This is a genomic window from Microvirga medicaginis (genome assembly GCF_052658925.1).
The window spans coordinates 98529-115623 of sequence record NZ_JBQWEL010000017.1 but is presented as its reverse complement, the minus strand read 5'-3'; the positions used below and the strand labels follow the sequence as shown (position 1 = coordinate 115623).

The 17095-nt window shown below is 60.0% G+C and carries 19 protein-coding genes and 1 tRNA gene; 11 read left to right on the top strand and 9 right to left on the bottom strand.

Features of this window, described 5'->3' with window-relative positions; translation table 11 throughout:
• Positions 1-102 precede the first annotated feature (102 nt).
• A complete protein-coding gene (locus tag ACUXUR_RS19730) occupies positions 103-516 on the bottom strand; it encodes a DUF1236 domain-containing protein (RefSeq protein ID WP_445504065.1) in 414 nt (137 codons plus the stop codon).
• A 69-nt stretch (positions 517-585) separates the two neighbouring features.
• Between ACUXUR_RS19730 and ACUXUR_RS19725 the strand changes: the two genes are divergently transcribed.
• The 7 genes from ACUXUR_RS19725 (at position 586) to ACUXUR_RS19695 (ending at position 7119) form a co-directional block, all read left to right on the top strand.
• Positions 586-1335, top strand: a complete 750-nt coding sequence (locus ACUXUR_RS19725) for an SDR family oxidoreductase (RefSeq protein WP_445504064.1) — start codon at positions 586-588, stop codon at positions 1333-1335.
• A 198-nt stretch (positions 1336-1533) separates the two neighbouring features.
• On the top strand, positions 1534-4425 hold the full coding sequence (locus tag ACUXUR_RS19720) for a penicillin-binding protein 1A (RefSeq protein ID WP_445504063.1): 2892 nt from the start codon (positions 1534-1536) through the stop codon (positions 4423-4425).
• Positions 4425-5459 (top strand): hypothetical protein, encoded by a 1035-nt coding sequence (locus ACUXUR_RS19715; protein ID WP_445504062.1) that lies wholly within the window; start codon positions 4425-4427, stop codon positions 5457-5459. The genes ACUXUR_RS19720 and ACUXUR_RS19715 overlap by 1 nt, the downstream gene beginning before the upstream one ends.
• A 252-nt stretch (positions 5460-5711) precedes the next feature.
• Positions 5712-6107: a VOC family protein gene (locus ACUXUR_RS19710; RefSeq protein WP_445504061.1), complete on the top strand. Its 396-nt coding sequence runs from the start codon at positions 5712-5714 to the stop codon at positions 6105-6107.
• A gap of 26 nt (positions 6108-6133) precedes the next feature.
• A complete protein-coding gene (locus ACUXUR_RS19705; protein ID WP_445504060.1) occupies positions 6134-6637 on the top strand; it encodes a peptide deformylase in 504 nt (167 codons plus the stop codon).
• 39 nt (positions 6638-6676) lie between these two features.
• Positions 6677-6901, top strand: coding sequence for a hypothetical protein (locus ACUXUR_RS19700; protein WP_445504059.1), 225 nt, complete (start codon positions 6677-6679; stop codon positions 6899-6901).
• A 141-nt stretch (positions 6902-7042) separates the two neighbouring features.
• A tRNA-Asp gene (locus ACUXUR_RS19695) sits at positions 7043-7119 on the top strand.
• A gap of 119 nt (positions 7120-7238) precedes the next feature.
• On the opposite strand, the gene ACUXUR_RS19690 is transcribed toward ACUXUR_RS19695, so the two are convergent.
• Positions 7239-9206 carry a PhoX family protein gene (locus ACUXUR_RS19690; protein WP_445504058.1) on the bottom strand — a complete coding sequence of 656 codons (1968 nt, stop codon included), beginning with the start codon at positions 9204-9206 and terminating at the stop codon, positions 7239-7241.
• Positions 9207-9329: 123 nt separating this feature from the next.
• Between ACUXUR_RS19690 and ACUXUR_RS19685 the strand changes: the two genes are divergently transcribed.
• Positions 9330-9587 carry a hypothetical protein gene (locus ACUXUR_RS19685; RefSeq protein ID WP_047189100.1) on the top strand — a complete coding sequence of 86 codons (258 nt, stop codon included), beginning with the start codon at positions 9330-9332 and terminating at the stop codon, positions 9585-9587.
• A gap of 128 nt (positions 9588-9715) precedes the next feature.
• On the top strand, positions 9716-10144 hold the full coding sequence (locus tag ACUXUR_RS19680; RefSeq protein WP_445504057.1) for an RNA polymerase sigma factor region1.1 domain-containing protein: 429 nt from the start codon (positions 9716-9718) through the stop codon (positions 10142-10144).
• Positions 10145-10232: 88 nt separating this feature from the next.
• Here the strand turns inward: ACUXUR_RS19680 and mepK are convergent, their stop codons facing one another.
• On the bottom strand, positions 10233-11447 hold the full coding sequence (gene mepK, locus ACUXUR_RS19675) for a peptidoglycan L,D-endopeptidase MepK (RefSeq protein ID WP_445504056.1): 1215 nt from the start codon (positions 11445-11447) through the stop codon (positions 10233-10235).
• Between the two features lie 74 nt (positions 11448-11521).
• Positions 11522-12223: a L,D-transpeptidase gene (locus ACUXUR_RS19670; RefSeq protein WP_445504055.1), complete on the bottom strand. Its 702-nt coding sequence runs from the start codon at positions 12221-12223 to the stop codon at positions 11522-11524.
• A 101-nt stretch (positions 12224-12324) separates the two neighbouring features.
• Between ACUXUR_RS19670 and ACUXUR_RS19665 the strand changes: the two genes are divergently transcribed.
• Complete coding sequence (locus ACUXUR_RS19665) at positions 12325-12789, top strand: DUF2726 domain-containing protein (RefSeq protein WP_445504054.1); 465 nt, start codon at positions 12325-12327, stop codon at positions 12787-12789.
• Positions 12790-12795: 6 nt separating this feature from the next.
• Here ACUXUR_RS19665 and ACUXUR_RS19660 read toward each other — a convergent pair whose 3' ends face one another.
• The 5 genes from ACUXUR_RS19660 to ACUXUR_RS19640 form a co-directional block, all read right to left on the bottom strand.
• Positions 12796-13806 (bottom strand): ribonuclease Z, encoded by a 1011-nt coding sequence (locus tag ACUXUR_RS19660; protein WP_445504053.1) that lies wholly within the window; start codon positions 13804-13806, stop codon positions 12796-12798.
• Positions 13807-13847: 41 nt separating this feature from the next.
• A complete protein-coding gene (locus ACUXUR_RS19655; protein ID WP_445504052.1) occupies positions 13848-14327 on the bottom strand; it encodes a DUF411 domain-containing protein in 480 nt (159 codons plus the stop codon).
• Between the two features lie 171 nt (positions 14328-14498).
• The gene (locus ACUXUR_RS19650; protein ID WP_445504051.1) at positions 14499-14801 is read right to left on the bottom strand and encodes a hypothetical protein; all 303 of its coding nucleotides are present in this window, start codon (positions 14799-14801) and stop codon (positions 14499-14501) included.
• Positions 14802-15253: 452 nt separating this feature from the next.
• Positions 15254-15631 (bottom strand): CopM family metallochaperone, encoded by a 378-nt coding sequence (gene copM, locus ACUXUR_RS19645; RefSeq protein WP_445504050.1) that lies wholly within the window; start codon positions 15629-15631, stop codon positions 15254-15256.
• Positions 15632-15701: 70 nt separating this feature from the next.
• Positions 15702-15911: a heavy-metal-associated domain-containing protein gene (locus ACUXUR_RS19640; RefSeq protein WP_445504049.1), complete on the bottom strand. Its 210-nt coding sequence runs from the start codon at positions 15909-15911 to the stop codon at positions 15702-15704.
• Between the two features lie 243 nt (positions 15912-16154).
• Between ACUXUR_RS19640 and ACUXUR_RS19635 the strand changes: the two genes are divergently transcribed.
• A complete protein-coding gene (locus tag ACUXUR_RS19635; RefSeq protein WP_445504048.1) occupies positions 16155-17060 on the top strand; it encodes an MYG1 family protein in 906 nt (301 codons plus the stop codon).
• The last annotated feature ends 35 nt before the right edge of the window (positions 17061-17095 follow it).

Genomic DNA, 17095 nt, shown 5'->3' with positions numbered 1-17095 from the left:
ATCGACCATCTGTCGATGGACGATTGAGTTTCTGTTTGATGACGAACAAGAAAAAAGGGCGACTTGAGTAAGTCGCCTTTTCCATTCTTGGTTGATCGAGTTTTATTCGATCACCTGCACGACAGTGCGGGTCTGTGGATCGACGAGAACTGTGCGGTCGTTCACGACGGTATAGCTGTAGGGGTTCGCGAGGCCGACCCGCTCCGGGACAGGGTAAAGACGTACGCGCGGCGGGAGCGGCTGACCGACGACAACTTCATCTGCCACGCGGATGGACGGACGACGCTGTGTGACCACATAGCTTTGGACACGGGTGGATTCCTCAGGAGACAGCGCGGTACCGACGGCAGCACCAGCAACGCCGCCTACGGCGGCACCGACAGGACCGCCTACGATGGCGCCCGTCACGGCGCCGCCGGCGGCGCCCGCAGTCGTTCCGCTCTGACAGGCGGCAAGGGCGAGGGGAAGAACGATTACAGCCAGGGTAGCGGCCGAGCTTAGGACACGATTGCGCATGACGGACTCCTTTCCGATTGGCAGAATGCGAACGCAAAAAAGCTTGGCCGGTTCCATTAGGAGGAAAACATGAGCAAAGATTCCAAGACCGCCATTGTCACCGGAGCGGGAACGGGAGTGGGCAAGGCGATCTGCGCGGCCCTTCTGAAGGATGGCTACAATGTTGTGATGGCAGGGCGGCGGAAAGATGTGCTCGAAAAGGCAGCCGAGGAGATCGGCGGCGAGCCTCTTCTGGTCCCCGCCGACGTGGCGGATCCCGCTTCGGTCAAAGCTTTGTTCTCGCAGGTGAAGGAGACCTTCGGGAGGCTTGATCTGCTGGTGAACAATGCAGGCATCGGGGCTCCAGCCGTTCCTTTGGAGGAGCTCACCCTGGAGCAATGGAAGAGCGTCGTCGATACGAACCTGACCGGCACATTCCTCTGCACCCAGGAGGCGTTCAGGATCATGAAGGACCAGGATCCAAGGGGCGGGCGCATCATCAACAACGGCTCGGTCTCGGCCTATGCACCGCGCCCCTTCTCCGCGCCATACACGGCAACGAAGCATGCCGTTCTTGGCCTGACGAAATCCACGTCTCTGGATGGGCGCGCCTACGACATCGCATGCGGGCAGATCGATATCGGAAACGCAGCGACCGACATGGCTGCCAGGATTGCAAGCGGAATCCTGCAGCCGAACGGCACGGTGATGGCAGAACCTACCATCGATCCCGTCCATGTGGCGGAGGCTGTCGTCTACATGGCGAGCCTGCCCTTGAACGCCAATGTCCTCAACATGACCGTGATGGCGACCAAGATGCCTTTCGTCGGGCGCGGCTAGGGCACAAAAGCACCTCCATAAGGCTGGGAAGCGTGGCGCTTCGCTCCATATGGAGCCTGATGCCAGTCCTAAAACAGCCGCACTATCCAGCTTTCATTCAGCTTGCTTCCGACAATGTGAACGGGCCGGGCGCATCGGGCCCGTTTTGTCGCGAGTTAGGCTTTAAAAGGAGTATAATCATTCGATGATGGCGGCGGAATGAGCGCAATCCTCGTCAAGATTTTCGCAACGGCTCTGACCTTGAGTCAGGTTCTGGTGGACCCGGACACGGTGAAGACGTCCTTCGATCCGGTGCAGGACCGGGAGGAGGTGGCCGAGATCCTGAAAAGCGGCTGTACGCATATGCGCCGCGCCTTCAACATCGAGGACATCAACCTCGACGATCTGATCGTAACCGCGATGGACGATCCGCAAGCGGTGACGGGCGACCTCAAGATGCTCCAGGGGTTAAGCTTCAACGACCTGCATGCGAGCTACCGCCAGTTCTGCAAGAACGAGAAGGTAGAGCCTTCGCCTGTCGATCTCGGCGAGGTGATTACCTATTACAACGATGCAGTGGCCGATCTCCCCGATGCGGGAAAGCTGAAAGGCCTCAAGTTGCCGGGCGTCAGCGTGATCCTCGATGGCAACGGCCGACGCTTTGCCGAGATCTACGAACCCGACCACCGGCGCATCTGGGTTCCGCTGTCGGAGATTCCCAAATCCGTGCAGCAGGCCGTCGTCTCGGCGGAGGACAAGCGCTTCTATCAGCACAAGGGCGTCGACGAGCGCGGTGTGATCCGTGCCTTCATGAACAATCTCTCCGATCCTACCCGACCGGCCGGCGGTTCGACCATCACACAACAGGTCGCCAAGAACCTGCTGGTGGGCGACGACGTCACCTATGAGCGCAAGATGCGCGAAATGATCGTTGCGTCCCGCATTGAGCGGACGCTGAGCAAGGCGGAGATCCTGGAGGTCTATCTCAACTCCATTTATCTCGGGCGCACGTCCTGGGGCATCGAGATGGCGGCTCAAAGCTATTTCGGAAAAAGCGCCAAAGCCCTTTCCGTGGCAGAAGGGGCGCTTCTCGCAGGCCTTGCGAAGGGGCCGAACTACTACAATCCCGATACGCAACCCGAACGGGCGCGGGAGCGTATGGCCTATGTCCTGAGCCGCATGCAGGAGGATGGCTTTCTCAATGCCGATCAGGTGCAGCAGGCGATTGCATCCTTGCCGCCGCGCGTTGCTTACCAGCGTCCGCGCCGTGACAGCGGTTTTTATTTCGTCGATCACCTGAGCCGCGATGCACGCACGCTCGCGGGTATCGAGAACCTCACCGCCGGTTCCTATACCGTGCGCTCCACGATCAACCCTGATTTGCAGCAGGCGGCCGAGGCGGCTTTGCAGGAGGGGCTGGCTCGATACGAGTTGAGCATCGGCCGCCAGCGTTTCCTGGCGGCGGAGGCTAATCTCGCCGATGCCATCAAGACACTGGATGACAAGAATGTCGATGGGACGGCACCTGCCTGGCGCAGAGCTTTGGAGGCTGTGCGCCTTCCTCTGTATGACGTGCAATGGCCGGCTGCCGTTGTCATCGAGAAGGGCAGGGACAAGAAGACTGGGGCGAATGTTCTGCGCGTCGGGCTCGCCGATGGACGTATTCTCCCTCTTAATGCCTGGGAGGCGGCCCGTCGCGATTTGAAGCTGTATGATGTCGTGCGTGTGCGCATCACCGAGCAAAAGGGTAAGGGAACTGTGCGCGCCGATCTGCGCGTGCCGCCAACGGTACAGGGCGGGGCGGTTGTTCTGGAAAACAAGACCGGTCGCATTCTCGCAATGGTGGGTGGTTTCTCCTATCCGTTGAGTCAGCTCAATCGTGTGACCCAAGCGCATCGCCAGCCTGGTTCCGCCTTCAAGCCGCTCACCTATCTCGCCGCTCTCTCGAAAGGATTGCAGCCGAACACGCTGGTCTGGGATGCACCCGTCACCCTGCCGCCCGTGAACCCTGGCCCAAATGTGCGGGCACAGGATTACTGGCGACCGAAGAATTACGATGGCGGCGGGGGCGGCATCGTCACCTTGCGCCGGGCATTGGAGAATTCGAAGAATCTGGTGACGGCCCGTCTGCTCGATGGCGGCATCGAATCCGATCCGGCGAAAAGTCTTCAGGATGTCTGCGATCTGGCCTTGGAGGCACAGCTCTATCTGGAGTGCACTCCGCATTATCCCTTCGTGCTCGGCGCGCAGCCAGTGCGGATCCTGGATCTCGCGGCGTTCTATGCTGGCATCGCGAATGAGGGTGCGATGCCGGTGCCTCATGCGTTTGAGAGCATCGAAGAGCAAGGGCATCCCATCTATAGCCGCAAGGCGCAAGGGTTGGTGCGGCTTGGCTCCGCAGATGCCGCAGCTTTTTTCCAGTTGAAGACCATGCTCCAAGGCGTGCTGGAGCGAGGCACGGCCCGCAATCTGAAGTCTCTTGCGCCTTATGCAGCCGGTAAGACGGGTACTTCGGATAACGAAAACGATGCTTGGTTCGTCGGCTTCACGAATGATGTGACGGTGGCTGTCTGGGTGGGGCACGACAACGCAGACGGCAAGCGCCGCACGCTCGGACGTGGGCAGACCGGCGCAAAGGTGGCGGCTCCGATCTTCAAGGACATCGTGGAAGCCGCCTGGCAGCACCATATTCCGAAATCTCCCTTGAGCCCGCCATCGCCTCAGGCCGCCAAGCAGCTGATCGCGATGCCGATCGACATCAATACGGGCGATCGGGTGACGGATGGGCGGCGAGGAGCATTCAACGAGTATTTCCGGCTGAACTGGTTCGGACGCCTCAGTGACACGCAGTACCGCCTCGTGCCACAGGAAGAGGTCTATGCCCTGCGCAATCCCGATCCCTGGAGTGATGGGGATGAGAGCGGCGGATACGGCTCTTATGATGAAGCTCCTTACTCACAAGGGCAGAGCTGGCTGGATTCTCTCCGTCAGAGCGCTCCTCCTCAACGGCGCGCCGAGCCGGGTTTCCGCTGGTGGTGGGAGGATGAGCCTCGTCCAAGACCGCGCCGGGTCGATCCGGATTTTCCCTGGGGCTATCGACGGGTTTATTGATGAAAGCACTTTGTTCATTGCGCTGGAGCGTGATTGCCCTGGCTGCCTTTTCTCTATCCGTCGCTCAGGCTGAGGAGTTTCGCGTGGAGGAGGTGTCCTCGGTCACCGCTGTCCCCCTTGCGCAGCTGAAGCCGAGGACGATCTTGTTCAGTGACGGCAGCGGCCACAAAATCGGTGATGGTGAATCGGGCCTCATGCGGTTTGAGGACTGGGCGCGGGAACTGCCCCAGGAAAAGCGCTTCTTGAGCCTCTTTCCGAGCTATGTAGAGCCGACGATCAAGGTCTCCGTCCACGGGATCGAGAAGCCCTATACCGAAAAGCTCCACATGTATGTGGTGAAAACGCGTTTCCTGGTCGGAAAGCCTGCAGACGCCATCGATCTCAATCGGTTCGCCAGTCTCGATATGCTGGAAAAGATCGATCCTTCCATCAAGCATCGCCGCATCACGGCCGAACAGGCTCGCCCCAACACCGATCCGAAAAGCGCTCACAACCGCAACCCCGACCGGCGCTGGTGCGAGGCTCCGCAGAGCCTCTGCATTGAGTCTCGATACCCGCTTGAAGGACGGTTGCCGGTTGGTATTCGTCTCGCCAACAAGCTGGAGGAGGGGGGCAAGAAAATCTCGGAGTTCATGGAATTTCAAACCGAGATCCGCGTTCTGCCGCAGCAGGAGATCGATCAGGCGGGGCTGGCCAAGCTCACCAATATCGATGCGCCTGTGGCAGGAGTGCTGGAGCAGGCGCTCTTCGACGTGAATCAGGTGATGCAGTTCGGCAAGCTGCTCGCCGTACTGCAGCCGCATCCGGCGGATCGCGCGAAAACGGTCGCAACCGTTTTCATGGCCCTGGGCATCGAGACCGATGTTCTGCAGCAGAAGAAGGAGTTCGCGAACGTGCCTGTTCTGCGCAACCTGATCCCGATACAGGTGCTCATGGGCAAAAGCTCCTTCAACACCGGCAACTCCATCAGTGCCGGGCTGCCCGATTATGTACGCAACCGCATCCGCGCCATTGCCGAAATGCTGGAAAAGTGAGCCCCACGAAAAAGCCCCGTTCCAACGCGGGCTGAACGGGGCTTGGAAGTTGGCGGAGGCGATAAGGGGTTGCGGGTGTGATGCCTCCGTGCCAAGTCAAGAATTCGGAATGAACCAAGGTTCCTTGACTTAGAAGCTCCCGACAGCTTGGCAGGTTCACGTTTTCTCGACTATGTGCTCTGACAGCAAACATCTTTATCGTTCAGGCGCTTTTTGCTTCCCAAGACTTATATCCGCAACGAGGTCTTCCTCATGGCTAAAGCCATTCATTCCATGATCCGGGTCCTGGACGAGCAACGCTCCCTGGATTTCTACAGCAAGGCTTTCGGCCTCGAGGTCACGGAGCGGCTTGGTTTCGATGGCTTCACGCTGGTCTATCTGAGCAATTCGGAGAGCGAGTTCGAGGTTGAGCTGACGATCAACCATGATCGAATCGAACCTTGTGCCCTGGGCGACGGCTATGGGCACCTTGCCGTGTCGGTCGATAACCTGGAGGCGGAGCATGCCCGTCTGTCTGGCCTTGGTCTCAATCCTTTGCCGATCAAGGAATTCATGCATCAGGGCAAGCTCCTGGCGAAATTCTTCTTCATCCAGGATCCGGACGGCTACAAGATCGAAGTGCTGCAGCGCGGCGGGCGCTACAAATAAGACATCTCAAGCATAGGAGCTTGCCCGTGGCGATCCGTCCTGTCGTCCGCTTTCCCGATCCGCGTCTGCGCCTCAAGGCCGAGCCGATCGTCGCTTTTGACGATGAACTCCGCACGCTTGCGCAGGATCTGACGGACACGATGCGGGCAGCTCCTGGCATCGGGATCACGGCTTCCCATATCGGGGTGCTCAGGCGTCTCGTGGTGATCCAGCTCGAAACGGATGCTTCGCCGCATGTTTTCGTGAATCCGCAGATCGTCTGGTTCTCGCCTGAGATGATCCATCACGTGGAGGGAAGCGTCTCGATGCCCGGCGTGACCGACGAGATCGAACGGCATGCCCAGGTGCGGGTGCGTTACCAGGATCTCGATGGTATGGAGCATGAGGAGGTGGCGGATGGGCTGATGGCCGTCTGTCACCAGCATGAGATCGACCAGCTCGACGGGATCTTCTGGATTGACCGCCTGTCGAAGCTGAAGCGGGACCGCCTGATCAAGAAATTCGACAAGCTCCAGCGCCTGAGGGCGTGATATGGAGCCAAATCCAAATCCAAGTGGAGTTGCTCCTTCGTGATTGAAATCTACCGCATCGAGACCGTTGCCTCAGAAGAGGCAGGCGGCGGGGTTGTCCGCCGTATCATGGTCCGCACCGATTCTCTGGAGAAGGCGAAGGAGCGCGCTCTCAAGGTCTTCGCACTCGCCCGGCGCCCGCAATCTCGCGATCCCGAGATCGAGGTCGTGCGCGTGCTGAACGGGGCAGGGCACGAATTGTTTTCCGTCAGTACACGGGATTGATTGAGAGGATTATTGTCCGGGAAAGCCGGTCAGGGCTGTGGATGGCGAAAACAACATTTGACAGCCCGCCAAATCACCGGTACGAGCGCGCCTCCATCGCAGAAATCAAGGCCTTGGCCGAACGCGATGATGACGAAATGCGCGGGCGTAGCTCAGTCGGTTAGAGTGCCGGCCTGTCACGCCGGAGGTCGCGGGTTCGAGCCCCGTCGCCCGCGCCACTTCCCCCTCTCAGAAATAATCGCGTTGCGCAGTCGTAAGACTGAGCCGCGTCTGCTCCTGAACCGAACAAAGGAGCCGCAAGGGCTCCTTTGCCGATTGAGATTGAGTGTCGTGCAGATCAGGCGATCTTGCCGCCGCCCTGCTTGGTGATGACGAGTATCGAGGGACGGGTCGGCATGTTGTCCTTGAAGTCCGGCCAGCGGGTGATCGGATTCTCGAAGGTCGATGTCGCGCCTTCCTCCGCCTCGCCGGGATGCTGCACGGCGAGGAAAAGAGACTCGTCGTTCGGCGTGAAGAAGGGACCGCACAGCTCGCCGCCGACCGGCACGCGGAAGAAGTGCTTCGAGGTGCCGCGCTTCTCTCCCTCGGTTTCGAGGGCCCAGAGACCGTCAGCACGACCCGTTGCCTTGGCATTGTTGCCGTCGGTGGAGATCCAGAGGCGGCCCTGGCTGTCGATGGTGCAATTATCCGGCATGCCGAACCAGCCGTTCTTGGTGGTCTCGGACGAGAAGGTCGCGCCGACCGAGGCAACAGACGGATCGCCGCACTTCACCAGGACTTCCCACGTGAAGTTCGTGGCAGCGTGGTTGCCGCCTTCCGGCATCATCTCGACGATATGCCCGAAGGCGTTATTGGCGCGTGGGTTGGCTGCGTCTACCTGGTCGTCCTTGCGCCGGGTGTTGTTCGTCAGCATGACGTAGACGCGGTTGGTCTGCGGGTTCGCCTCGATGTCCTCGGGACGATCCATCTTGGTCGCGCCGAGAAGGTCGGCCGCGCGGCGGGTCTCGATCAACACGTCGGCCTGGCTCTTGAAACCATTGGCCTCGGTGAGCGGTCCCTGGCCGTGAACGAGCGGCAGCCAGGTGCCCGTGCCGTCCGCATTGTATTTGGCGACATAGAGGGTGCCCTCGTCGAGGAGGCCGAAATTGGCAGCCCGGTTCTGCGTGTCGACCTTGCCGGCTGTGACGAATTTATAAACATAGTCGAAGCGTTCGTCGTCACCGAGATAGACCACGTAGCGGCCGTCGCTGTTCGTGATGCCGGCCGCGCCTTCATGCTTGGTGCGGCCGAGCGCAGTGCGCTTCTTGGGCACGAAGTTCGGATCGAACGGATCGATCTCCACCACCCAGCCGAAGCGGTTTGCCTCGTTGGGCTCTTTCGTCAGATCGAAGCGATCATAGAACTTGCCCCAGGCATAGGCTGGTGTCCCGATGCCGTAGCGCTTGTGGTTTTTCGTCTCGGCATGGTCGTCGGCGAGCTTGCCCCAGAAATAGCCGTTGAAGTTCTCTTCGCAGCTCAGCCAAGTGCCCCAGGGTGTCACGCCGCCGGCACAGTTGTTGACCATGCCGTTCACCTTGCGGCCGGTGGCATCGGCGGAGGTCTTCATCCGGTCATGGCCGGCAGCCGGACCGGCGATCTCCATAGGCGTCTCGGCGGTGATACGGCGGTTGTACCTGGAGTCCTTCACCACCTCCCATTTGCCGTTGACGCGGCGGATTTCGACCACGGCACCGCCATGGGCCGCCATCTCGATATCCACCAGTTTCTTGGTCATTTTGCCGAAGTTCGCATCCTTGGAATCCTGAATGCCGACACCCGGGAACATCAGCTCCTCGTTGGTATATTCGTGGTTCGCCACGAGCAGGCCGTGATCGGCCGAGCCATTGAGCGGGATAAAGCCGATGAAGTCGCTGTTGTAGCCGAACTGACGCGCCTGCTTCTCTGCGGTCTGATTCATGGGGTCGAATTCGGGGGCATCGGCGAAGATCGGGTCGCCCCAGCGCAGGAGTACCTGGGCATCATAGCCTTCCGCCACATGGTGGGTCTGGTCGACACCGGCCTCGATTTCCTTGAAGTCGAAGGAGGCTGCCATCGGCTTCTTTGCTGGCTGCTCGTTCGCGGCCAGAGCGCGCGTGCCGACTGTCGCCGAGATGGCGGCAATGGCAAGCGAGCCGCGCAGGAGATCGCGCCTGTTGAAGCGCGTGGCGATGATCTCGCCCATGGTGAGGTTTTCCGTCGGGTTGATACCGACATCGCCAGAATCTTCCAACTCGCTGGCGCGAAGGCGAACCTTGTGCTCGTCCATTGGGCTTCTCCATCATGAGGGACCCAATCGCCTTAGAACGGTTCTATGTAAGCTGAGTGACAGCTCTGAGTTCTGGCACAATTGCCCAGGACAGACCCTGCCGGATCGTGTATGGATCGATTTATGACCGACGACAACGCTACCCTCCGCATCCAGCTGGCCGATCAATGGCAGAAGCTCGCCATCGAGCTGATCAAGAAGGGCCTGCCTGCCGACATCATTTTCGAGTCTCTCCTGACCGTGGGACTGGCCGGTCAGGTCGAGGTGCTCGGCAAGGAAGTGGCGGCCGCTCGACTGGCAGCCATCGCCGAGCAGCTTTCCGAACAGGTTCGGCAGCAGAAGGAGGCACTCAAGGAAGCCTCCAACGCGACGAAGAACTGAAGCGCTCGGGAGCCCGAGAGAGCCTGTCCTCAAAAAATGTTGCCGGACGGATGCAGAGCCGGTGCAACACCTTACGAGATTGCCGCGTTAAGCTCACAAGCCTTGTCAAACGTTGAGGTCATGTCCTCATGCAGCCGGCACTCGATAGTAATACCTTGGACCGTCTGATCTCCCTCGGGCGCGAGAGGGGACATCTCACGACCGAAGATCTTCGAGCGAGCCTTCCCGTCGAGAGCATGAGCGCAGAAGAGATCGCGCTGGTCGTGGTTCATCTGGAGGAGACAGGCGTTCCGGTCGAGCTTGAGGAAAGTTTGCTCTCGCCTCATCCGAAGCCCATGGCGATGCCGCGCCGGAGCGCGGAGATCATTCCCTTCCCGGGGCCTCGCACCAGCCGCAAGTCCTCCAAGGCAAAGCCCCTGCAGCCGACGAGGCCCGGTCTCCCTGAGCCGCGTCAAACCGAAACGGAGGAAACCTCTTCCTCTCCTTGGATGATCGCAGCCGCCGGAATGCTCGCCCTCGCCGTGTTCTCACTGATCATCTTTGCAACAGCGAGCTAGAGCATTTTCCGGCGAAGTGGATCCGGTTCGCAATCAGAAAATGCGCAGCACAAGGAAGAGAGCGGATTCCACGCAAGTGGAAACGGCTCTAGCCAGCCTTTGCCCACATGCTACGAGGGGACGGCTCCTGCTCAAGTCGCGGAACGGGCTTGATTGCGGGGCCGCTGAAGCGCGTGTGGCTTAGGTCATCCAGCGCGCCGGAAGAGAAGCCCGTATCGAGCAGGGCGGTCTTGGGCTCGAAGAGCGACTTTACGGCGGCCTTCACGTTGAAACCCAGAATAGGCTCGAAAGAGACGACTGCTTTATTGGCAGAAGCCGGGGCCAGCGCGATCCTGGCAGGCGGCAACGGTGCCTCGATGCTTGCGGTCTCGATGGCTGCGTCCTGTGGCCGCTGCGGCGGCAGCGGAACTGGCTGCGCCTTGATCTCAGGCGCCACGGAGGCAACCACCGTCGGCTCCTGAACGGGCGCTGGCGGTTGTGCCGGCGTCTTACGTCCAAAGACATTGGCCAGCAGAGTACCGATGGAGCCACCACCCGCCGAGGCCTGGGTGGCAAGGGCAGCGTTACGGGCAGCGATCTGAGCCCTGGCCTGTTCATAGCCAGGAAGCGGCCTGCCGTTGGCAGGAAGGTGAGCAGTGTTCCCGTCAGGGAAAAGGCGTGCAAGTTGCTGCTGCGACATGCGTGGCCAAGCACGTACGTTACCCGTATCGACATGCACGAAATCGGAGGATGCATAATAGCCGACGCCGCCATATTGCATACGCATGGCAATCTCGCGGAGACGCTCGGTGGGAACGTCGGGCAGGCGAATGTCCATGGCCTTGCCGAGCATGTGCTGGCTGTTCTCGGCGACGCCGCTCGACCGACGCCGCAGGGCTGCGTTGGTCTCAGGGGAGCGATAGGATGAGATAATATGGATGGGCTGCCGCGATCCTGACTCGCGATAGACCTCCCAGAGCACATCGAACAGGCGCGGGTCCATGCGAGCGGGCTTGTCGTTGCGCCAGTCGCGCAGGAACCAGTTGAGCTGGCTCAGGGCCTGCTCGTCATACTGGCCGTTCCGCCGGAAGGTGATGGTGGTGCTGTCCTGCCGATGGGTATGAACGAAGCTCAGGGTTCGCGTTTCGCCATCCGCGCGCACTGCCGTATTCCATGGCATCATGGCAGCAAGCCCGGCAGCACCAGCAAGAAGATATGTAATCTTCAGGATGTTTTTCCTGGCTTGCTTGCAGTTGTTCGCCAGCACACGTGGTGTCGTATGCTTGCCAAGCGACCGTTCCGGTCGGGCCATGATGTCCCGCATGTTGCTTTTATCCCGCTACCCTTGCGACAGGTGTGGCGGTCAACCATGGCAAAAATAGGCTTAATACTTCGTTCTCAGGATCGGGATGCCGCTTGGTTACGCTTGGATCCTGCAGAGCCGAGAACCACGACCTTCGTTCCGAGAGGAGTATGATTGTAGAGATCGATCACGTCCTGATTGATCATGCGGATGCATCCGGACGAAACATTGGTGCCAATGGTCCAGGGCTCGAAGGTGCCATGGATGCGATAAAGCGTGTCCTTGTTGCCCTGCCAGAGATACATGGCGCGGGCGCCGAGAGGATTGCCGGGCCCGCCCGGCATTCCGGTGCCACCAGGCAATTCGGCCATCTGCTCCATCAGTTCAGGCTGGCGCCCGAACATCTCCTTGGGTGGATACCAATCCGGCCATTCCTGCTTGTCCTTGATCATCGCTGTGCCGGACCAGCTGAAGCCGGAGCGACCCACACCGACGCCGTAGCGGACCGCCATGCCGTCGCGCAGCACGAGGTAGAGATAGCGGCTCCGAGGATCGATCACGATCGTTCCGGGCGCTTCGCTCGTCTCGTACGGGACGACCTTGCGCAGGTAATTCTGGTTGATCTTCGAGAGGTCGATGCCGGGGATCGGATAGAGATCGTCATCGATCGGCGCGTATATCGCCTGATAGGTCGAGCGCGACAACGCCAGCTGCGCAAGGCCCGAACCGGTAGGCAGTGTGGAGCAAACTGCGGCAGCCGGGAGACCTAAGACAAAGGCGCGACGATTGAGGTCCATCTTCACTCTCCCCAAAACTTTAACCTGGCAATAAGAAGACGCAGGACTATACGGCTCGGTTTCATGGAGCCTGGTTGGAGGCCACGAGAGGGGCGGGTCGCATGATCATCGAAAACATGTCCTGGACATGGCTCGCCGGCATTGTCCTGCTCGCTCTGGCGCTCATCGTTGCGCTGATCTGGGCGCGCCGCGTGCGCTATCGCCGCACGCCGATCATGACGGCCAATGAGAGAGAGTTCTACCAGCGCCTGCTGGCGGCGTTTCCCGACTGCGAGATCTGGCCTCAGGTGCCGATCCTGGCCCTCCTGCGGCCCGACGCCAAGGAAGGCAGCCGCACGTTCTGGATTGCGTTCAAGCAGATCTCCAACATGCGCGTCGATTGGGTCATCGCCAGGGACCTAGAGGTGATTGCCGTGATCGAGCTCGACGACCGCTCCCATGATGCAAAGCGGGACGCCAGGCGCGACCAGATCCTCAAATCCTGTGGCTATCGCGTGCTGAGATTCCAGTCCGGCAAGAGGCCCGAACCGGAGCAGATCCATGAGGCTGTGTTCGCTACGCGGTGAGCGGCCTCAGACGATCAAGGACTGCGCTTCCCTTGGTCTGAAGCTCTCGAACAATTCCTGCCTCAGAACATCGGGCTCACTGAGATAGCGGGCGGAGTGATGGAACGGCGTCACGTACCGGACGCCAGCTTCTCGGGCGATCATGCCTGCTTCCCAGGCGGTGAGATGATGTGCGGCTTCAGCGAGGTGCCGGTCTTTTTCCAGAAACACCGCCTCGATGAAGAGCTGATCAGCCTTGTCGGCGAGTTGCACGATCTTGGCGCGGTTTGCCGCATGCGGAGACGCATCGGTGACATAGGCGACCACCTGTCCCGGAGCGATGCGCAGGGCGCGGTGTTTCAGGTCTCCCAGCCTGATTGTTTCATGATCTGAAACCGAGATTGGGTGATCATCCGGCAGCCCGCGACGGATGGCACGCTTCGCCTCATTGAGCCATGGTCCGGGTGGAAGCCCCATTTCGGCGAGCACATCGCGCCAGACATTGACCTGCATGACCTCCTTCAAGGCAAAAGCGAGGGAGGGAATGCCATGGTCGAGGGCAACGGCCTCGATCCTGAAATCAGCCTCCATCCATGCCATGCCTTCTGGAAAATTCGGCGCCTGCACATCGCGTCGAGCGAAGGCCTCGCGGGCGTGAAATTCTGCAGTCTTCATCAGGCGAACGCCGTCGTAATCCATCGCACACAGGCAGAAATCGACGGAGTCCTCATCCAGCAGGTTCCAGGTAAAGCTGCGGATGCGGTGCTCGATCTGATCTATGAAAGTCGGCGGCCCGATCAGAATGAGCGGCGAGGGCCGATGCAGGCAGAGACGGAACAGGCGGTCGAAACCTGCAATGTGGTCCACATGCGTATGCGAGACGAAGACATGGCTCACCCGCAGCAACTCGCGCGAGGACAGCAGGCTCACATCGCCCAGGTCGAAGAGGATCGCCCGACGGCCGTACCGAAAGTCGAGATAGACGCCTGGGTCACTGAAGGGGGCGTTCACGAGGCGGGGTTGGACAAGCCAGGACATGAAGGCCCAACGGCCCGGCTCCTCCCGTGTTCCCGTGCACGTCAGGCCGGTCTGCCACCTTGGTAGCGGGCGAAGGATCGCCGGCCCGAGGGGCCGAAGAGCACCACGTCGAAGGTTTCAGGCTCCATCCCTGAAACCTCCATTCCAGGCGAGCCTGCCGGCATGCCGGGAACGGCAAGCCCCTTAGCGCCGGGCTTCTCCGCGAGAAGGCGCCTGATCGAGTCCGCAGGCACATGACCCTCGATCACATAGCCGCCGATCTCTGCCGTATGGCAGGAGGCCAGATCCTGCGGCACGCCGAGGCGCGCCTTCACGCGGTTCATCTCCGGCGATTCAACAACCTCGACCGTAAAGCCTGCTGAGCGGACATGCTCCACCCAGGCGCCGCAACATCCGCAGGTCGGATCCTTCGTCACCATCATCTTCGGCAAGGCCTCCGCCGAGGCTGTCCGCATCGCGATGGGGGAAGCGATGAGGGCTGTCAGCAACGCCCTCCGGCTGATCGTCAGGTTGGACCGCATGGTTGAACTCCATTAAGCCACGTCGCTCATGGTCTGCACCTTCCCACCATGGCAAGGTCAAGAACGTAAAGGGGGAGGTGTCTCGTCCAAGAATTGGAACGCCGCGTCCTGGTTGCCGAGCCCGGAACAAGCGGGCTCGGCTTTCTTAAAAGCTACTTTAAAAGAAAGGACTTAGTCCTCGTCAGCCTCATCTGGGTCCGTCACGTCGACCAGGAACATGATATAGGGACCATCCTCCTCATCGTCGTCCTCGTCCTCTTCATCGTCGAAATCCGCCCCCTCGAATTCGGCCTTTTCCTCTTCGGTGGCAGGTCGGATATTGAGAGTGGCAATGCCGTCCCAGATGGGAGCGCCTTCGCTTTCCAAGTACTTGAGATCTTCCTTGAAATCGTCGCTCATGAGGAGTTCGCGGGCTTCCTCCTCATCGGCATTGGTGATGGCAATCGGCTTGTCGCTGATTGTAAGCGTGAACATGGTTTTTCCTTTCCTGTCGCCCGCAAGGGATACCCGTTAACGCACGAGCCCTCTCGTTCGAAGCATGGTACTCCCCACAAGTGCGCAGCAACCATCCTCTACACGCTCCATGGTCATATTGACACTGCCAAGGCGAGGGCGGGCTGATCGTCAAAAGACATCAATTATCACAATGCGTTGGAAGCTTGGTGAGGAAACGGGTCTCAAAGAGAGAAGAGAGGCCATGCGTGATAAGATCGCCGCGGGACAGAGACGATCGCCCCGATTCAGAGCGTCGACATCGTCTGTACGTCGGGATTCATCGGCATCGGCACGCCAGGTGTCGCATCTGCCAGGGCAGGTGCTCACCCCCCGCGTGCGGCCTCATCTCTTCGAGAGCAAGGCCGAAGCTCAGGCTCTTCACGAGCACACCTGAGACAAAAAGGCCGGGCTCAAGGCCCGGCTATTGCGGTTTACTGTACACCCTTCTTCTTCAGCCAGGCCTGCATCTCCGCAATCTCGCGCTCCTGCTCGCGGATCACGTCGGTTGCCCATTTGCGAACCTGCTCGTCCTTGGCATTCTGAAGAGCGACTTTCGCCATGTCGATGGCACCCTGGTGATGCGGGATCATGCTGCGTACGAAGTCTGCATCAGAGTCGCCGGTATAAGGGATGTCCATATTGCGGTGCATCTTCGCGTTGGCTTCGCGGTAACCCTTCGTGGCCGGCGTGTCCGTGGAGTGCTGCGTCTGCATCGGCGTGGAATGGCCACTATGGGAGACTCCTTGCGCGAATACGAGCGTCGGAAGCGCCATAATGCTGGCGGCCATGATCAAAGAGCGTAGGATCATGATCGATCTCCTAAGAATAGAGGGAATGTGAGGTGCAAGGGCTGCACCAGAAAGAGATAAGGCCGTAGCTTCACCTATCGCCGGAGACGGCTTGAGCTGGGTATCCAGCCTTCTCCAGAGCGTTGAGCAGGGGGGCTTCGGCCTTGTCGGTTGCGACCGTGATCGTGCGGTTTTCAAGCTTACCTTCGATACGCGCTTGCGGATCGAGCTTCTGGATTGCCTTTGTCACAGCCCCGAGGCAGCCGCCGCAGGTCATGCCTGGAATGTGGAAGCGATGCATGTTCGGATCTTCTCAGTAAACCAAGATCCTCGGCTGTCTAGACCTTCCTACCATGGCAAGGTCAAGTGATGGTGGCCGGCCTTCTGGCTGCCCTAACTCGAAAGAAAGGTTCAGATAAAGGCAAGAAAGACGCTATTCAGGTATGTCGGCCCTGTTCTGCGCCTTTGTGATAGGGTTATATGCCTCGCCACAGCTTGGCTCCTGAGGAGTCGACAAGAGTTTTGATTGGACGGGACGGGAAGCATGAAGGTCGTCACCCATAGCGGAACATTCCATGCGGATGACGTGTTCGCCTCCACTGTCCTGCGCGTCGCCCTTGGGGATTTCGATTTCATCCGCACCCGCGACCCTGCTCTGATTGCTGCAGCCGATATCGTGTTCGACGTGGGCGGCGTCTATGATCCTGCGGGGAAGCGCTATGATCACCATATGCGCGACCTGCCGCGCCGCGAGGATGGCACGCCCTACAGCTCGGTCGGCCTGATCTGGCGCGAATATGGGCGTCAGGCTCTCGACCGATTCGTGCCGGAAATGGGCGACGATACGCGCGAGGCCGTCTGGCAAGATATTGATGGAGGGCTCATCCTTACCATCGATCTCGCCGACAACGGCGTCTCGTCCGCATGCCCAGGGCATCTTGCCTTCCTGATCGAAGCATTCAACCCCACTTGGGACAGCACTCAAACCTATGATGAAGCATTCGCGGAGGCGGCTGACGTGGCGCACGGCATTCTGCAGCGAGCCTGCCGCCAGGCCTATGCGGAGGCTAAAGCCGTGTCCTTCGTGACAGCGGCGGCGCGTGAGACGAAAGATCCGCGCATGATCGTGCTCGATCGAAAGCTGCCCTGGGAGAAAGCAGTATTCGACGGTGGCCTGGCGGATCTGCTCTTCGTCATCTACCCGAACGAGGATTCTACCTCTTGGTACTGCCGCACGATTCCTCCGGAGCCCAATTCCTTCGGACAACGGCTGTCCCTGCCGGAATCTTGGCGAGGCCTGCAGGAGGAGGCCTTCTCCAAGGCCGCAGGCATCCCGGATGGCGTCTTTTGCCATCCGAGCGGTTTCATCTGCGGAGCCCGCTCCCGAGCCTCGGCCATCCGATTGGCAGAACAGGCGATTGCCGTGGGTGAGCAAATCGGGGCAATCTGACCACCTTATTCTTATGAGGATGGCTGGAGTTCCAT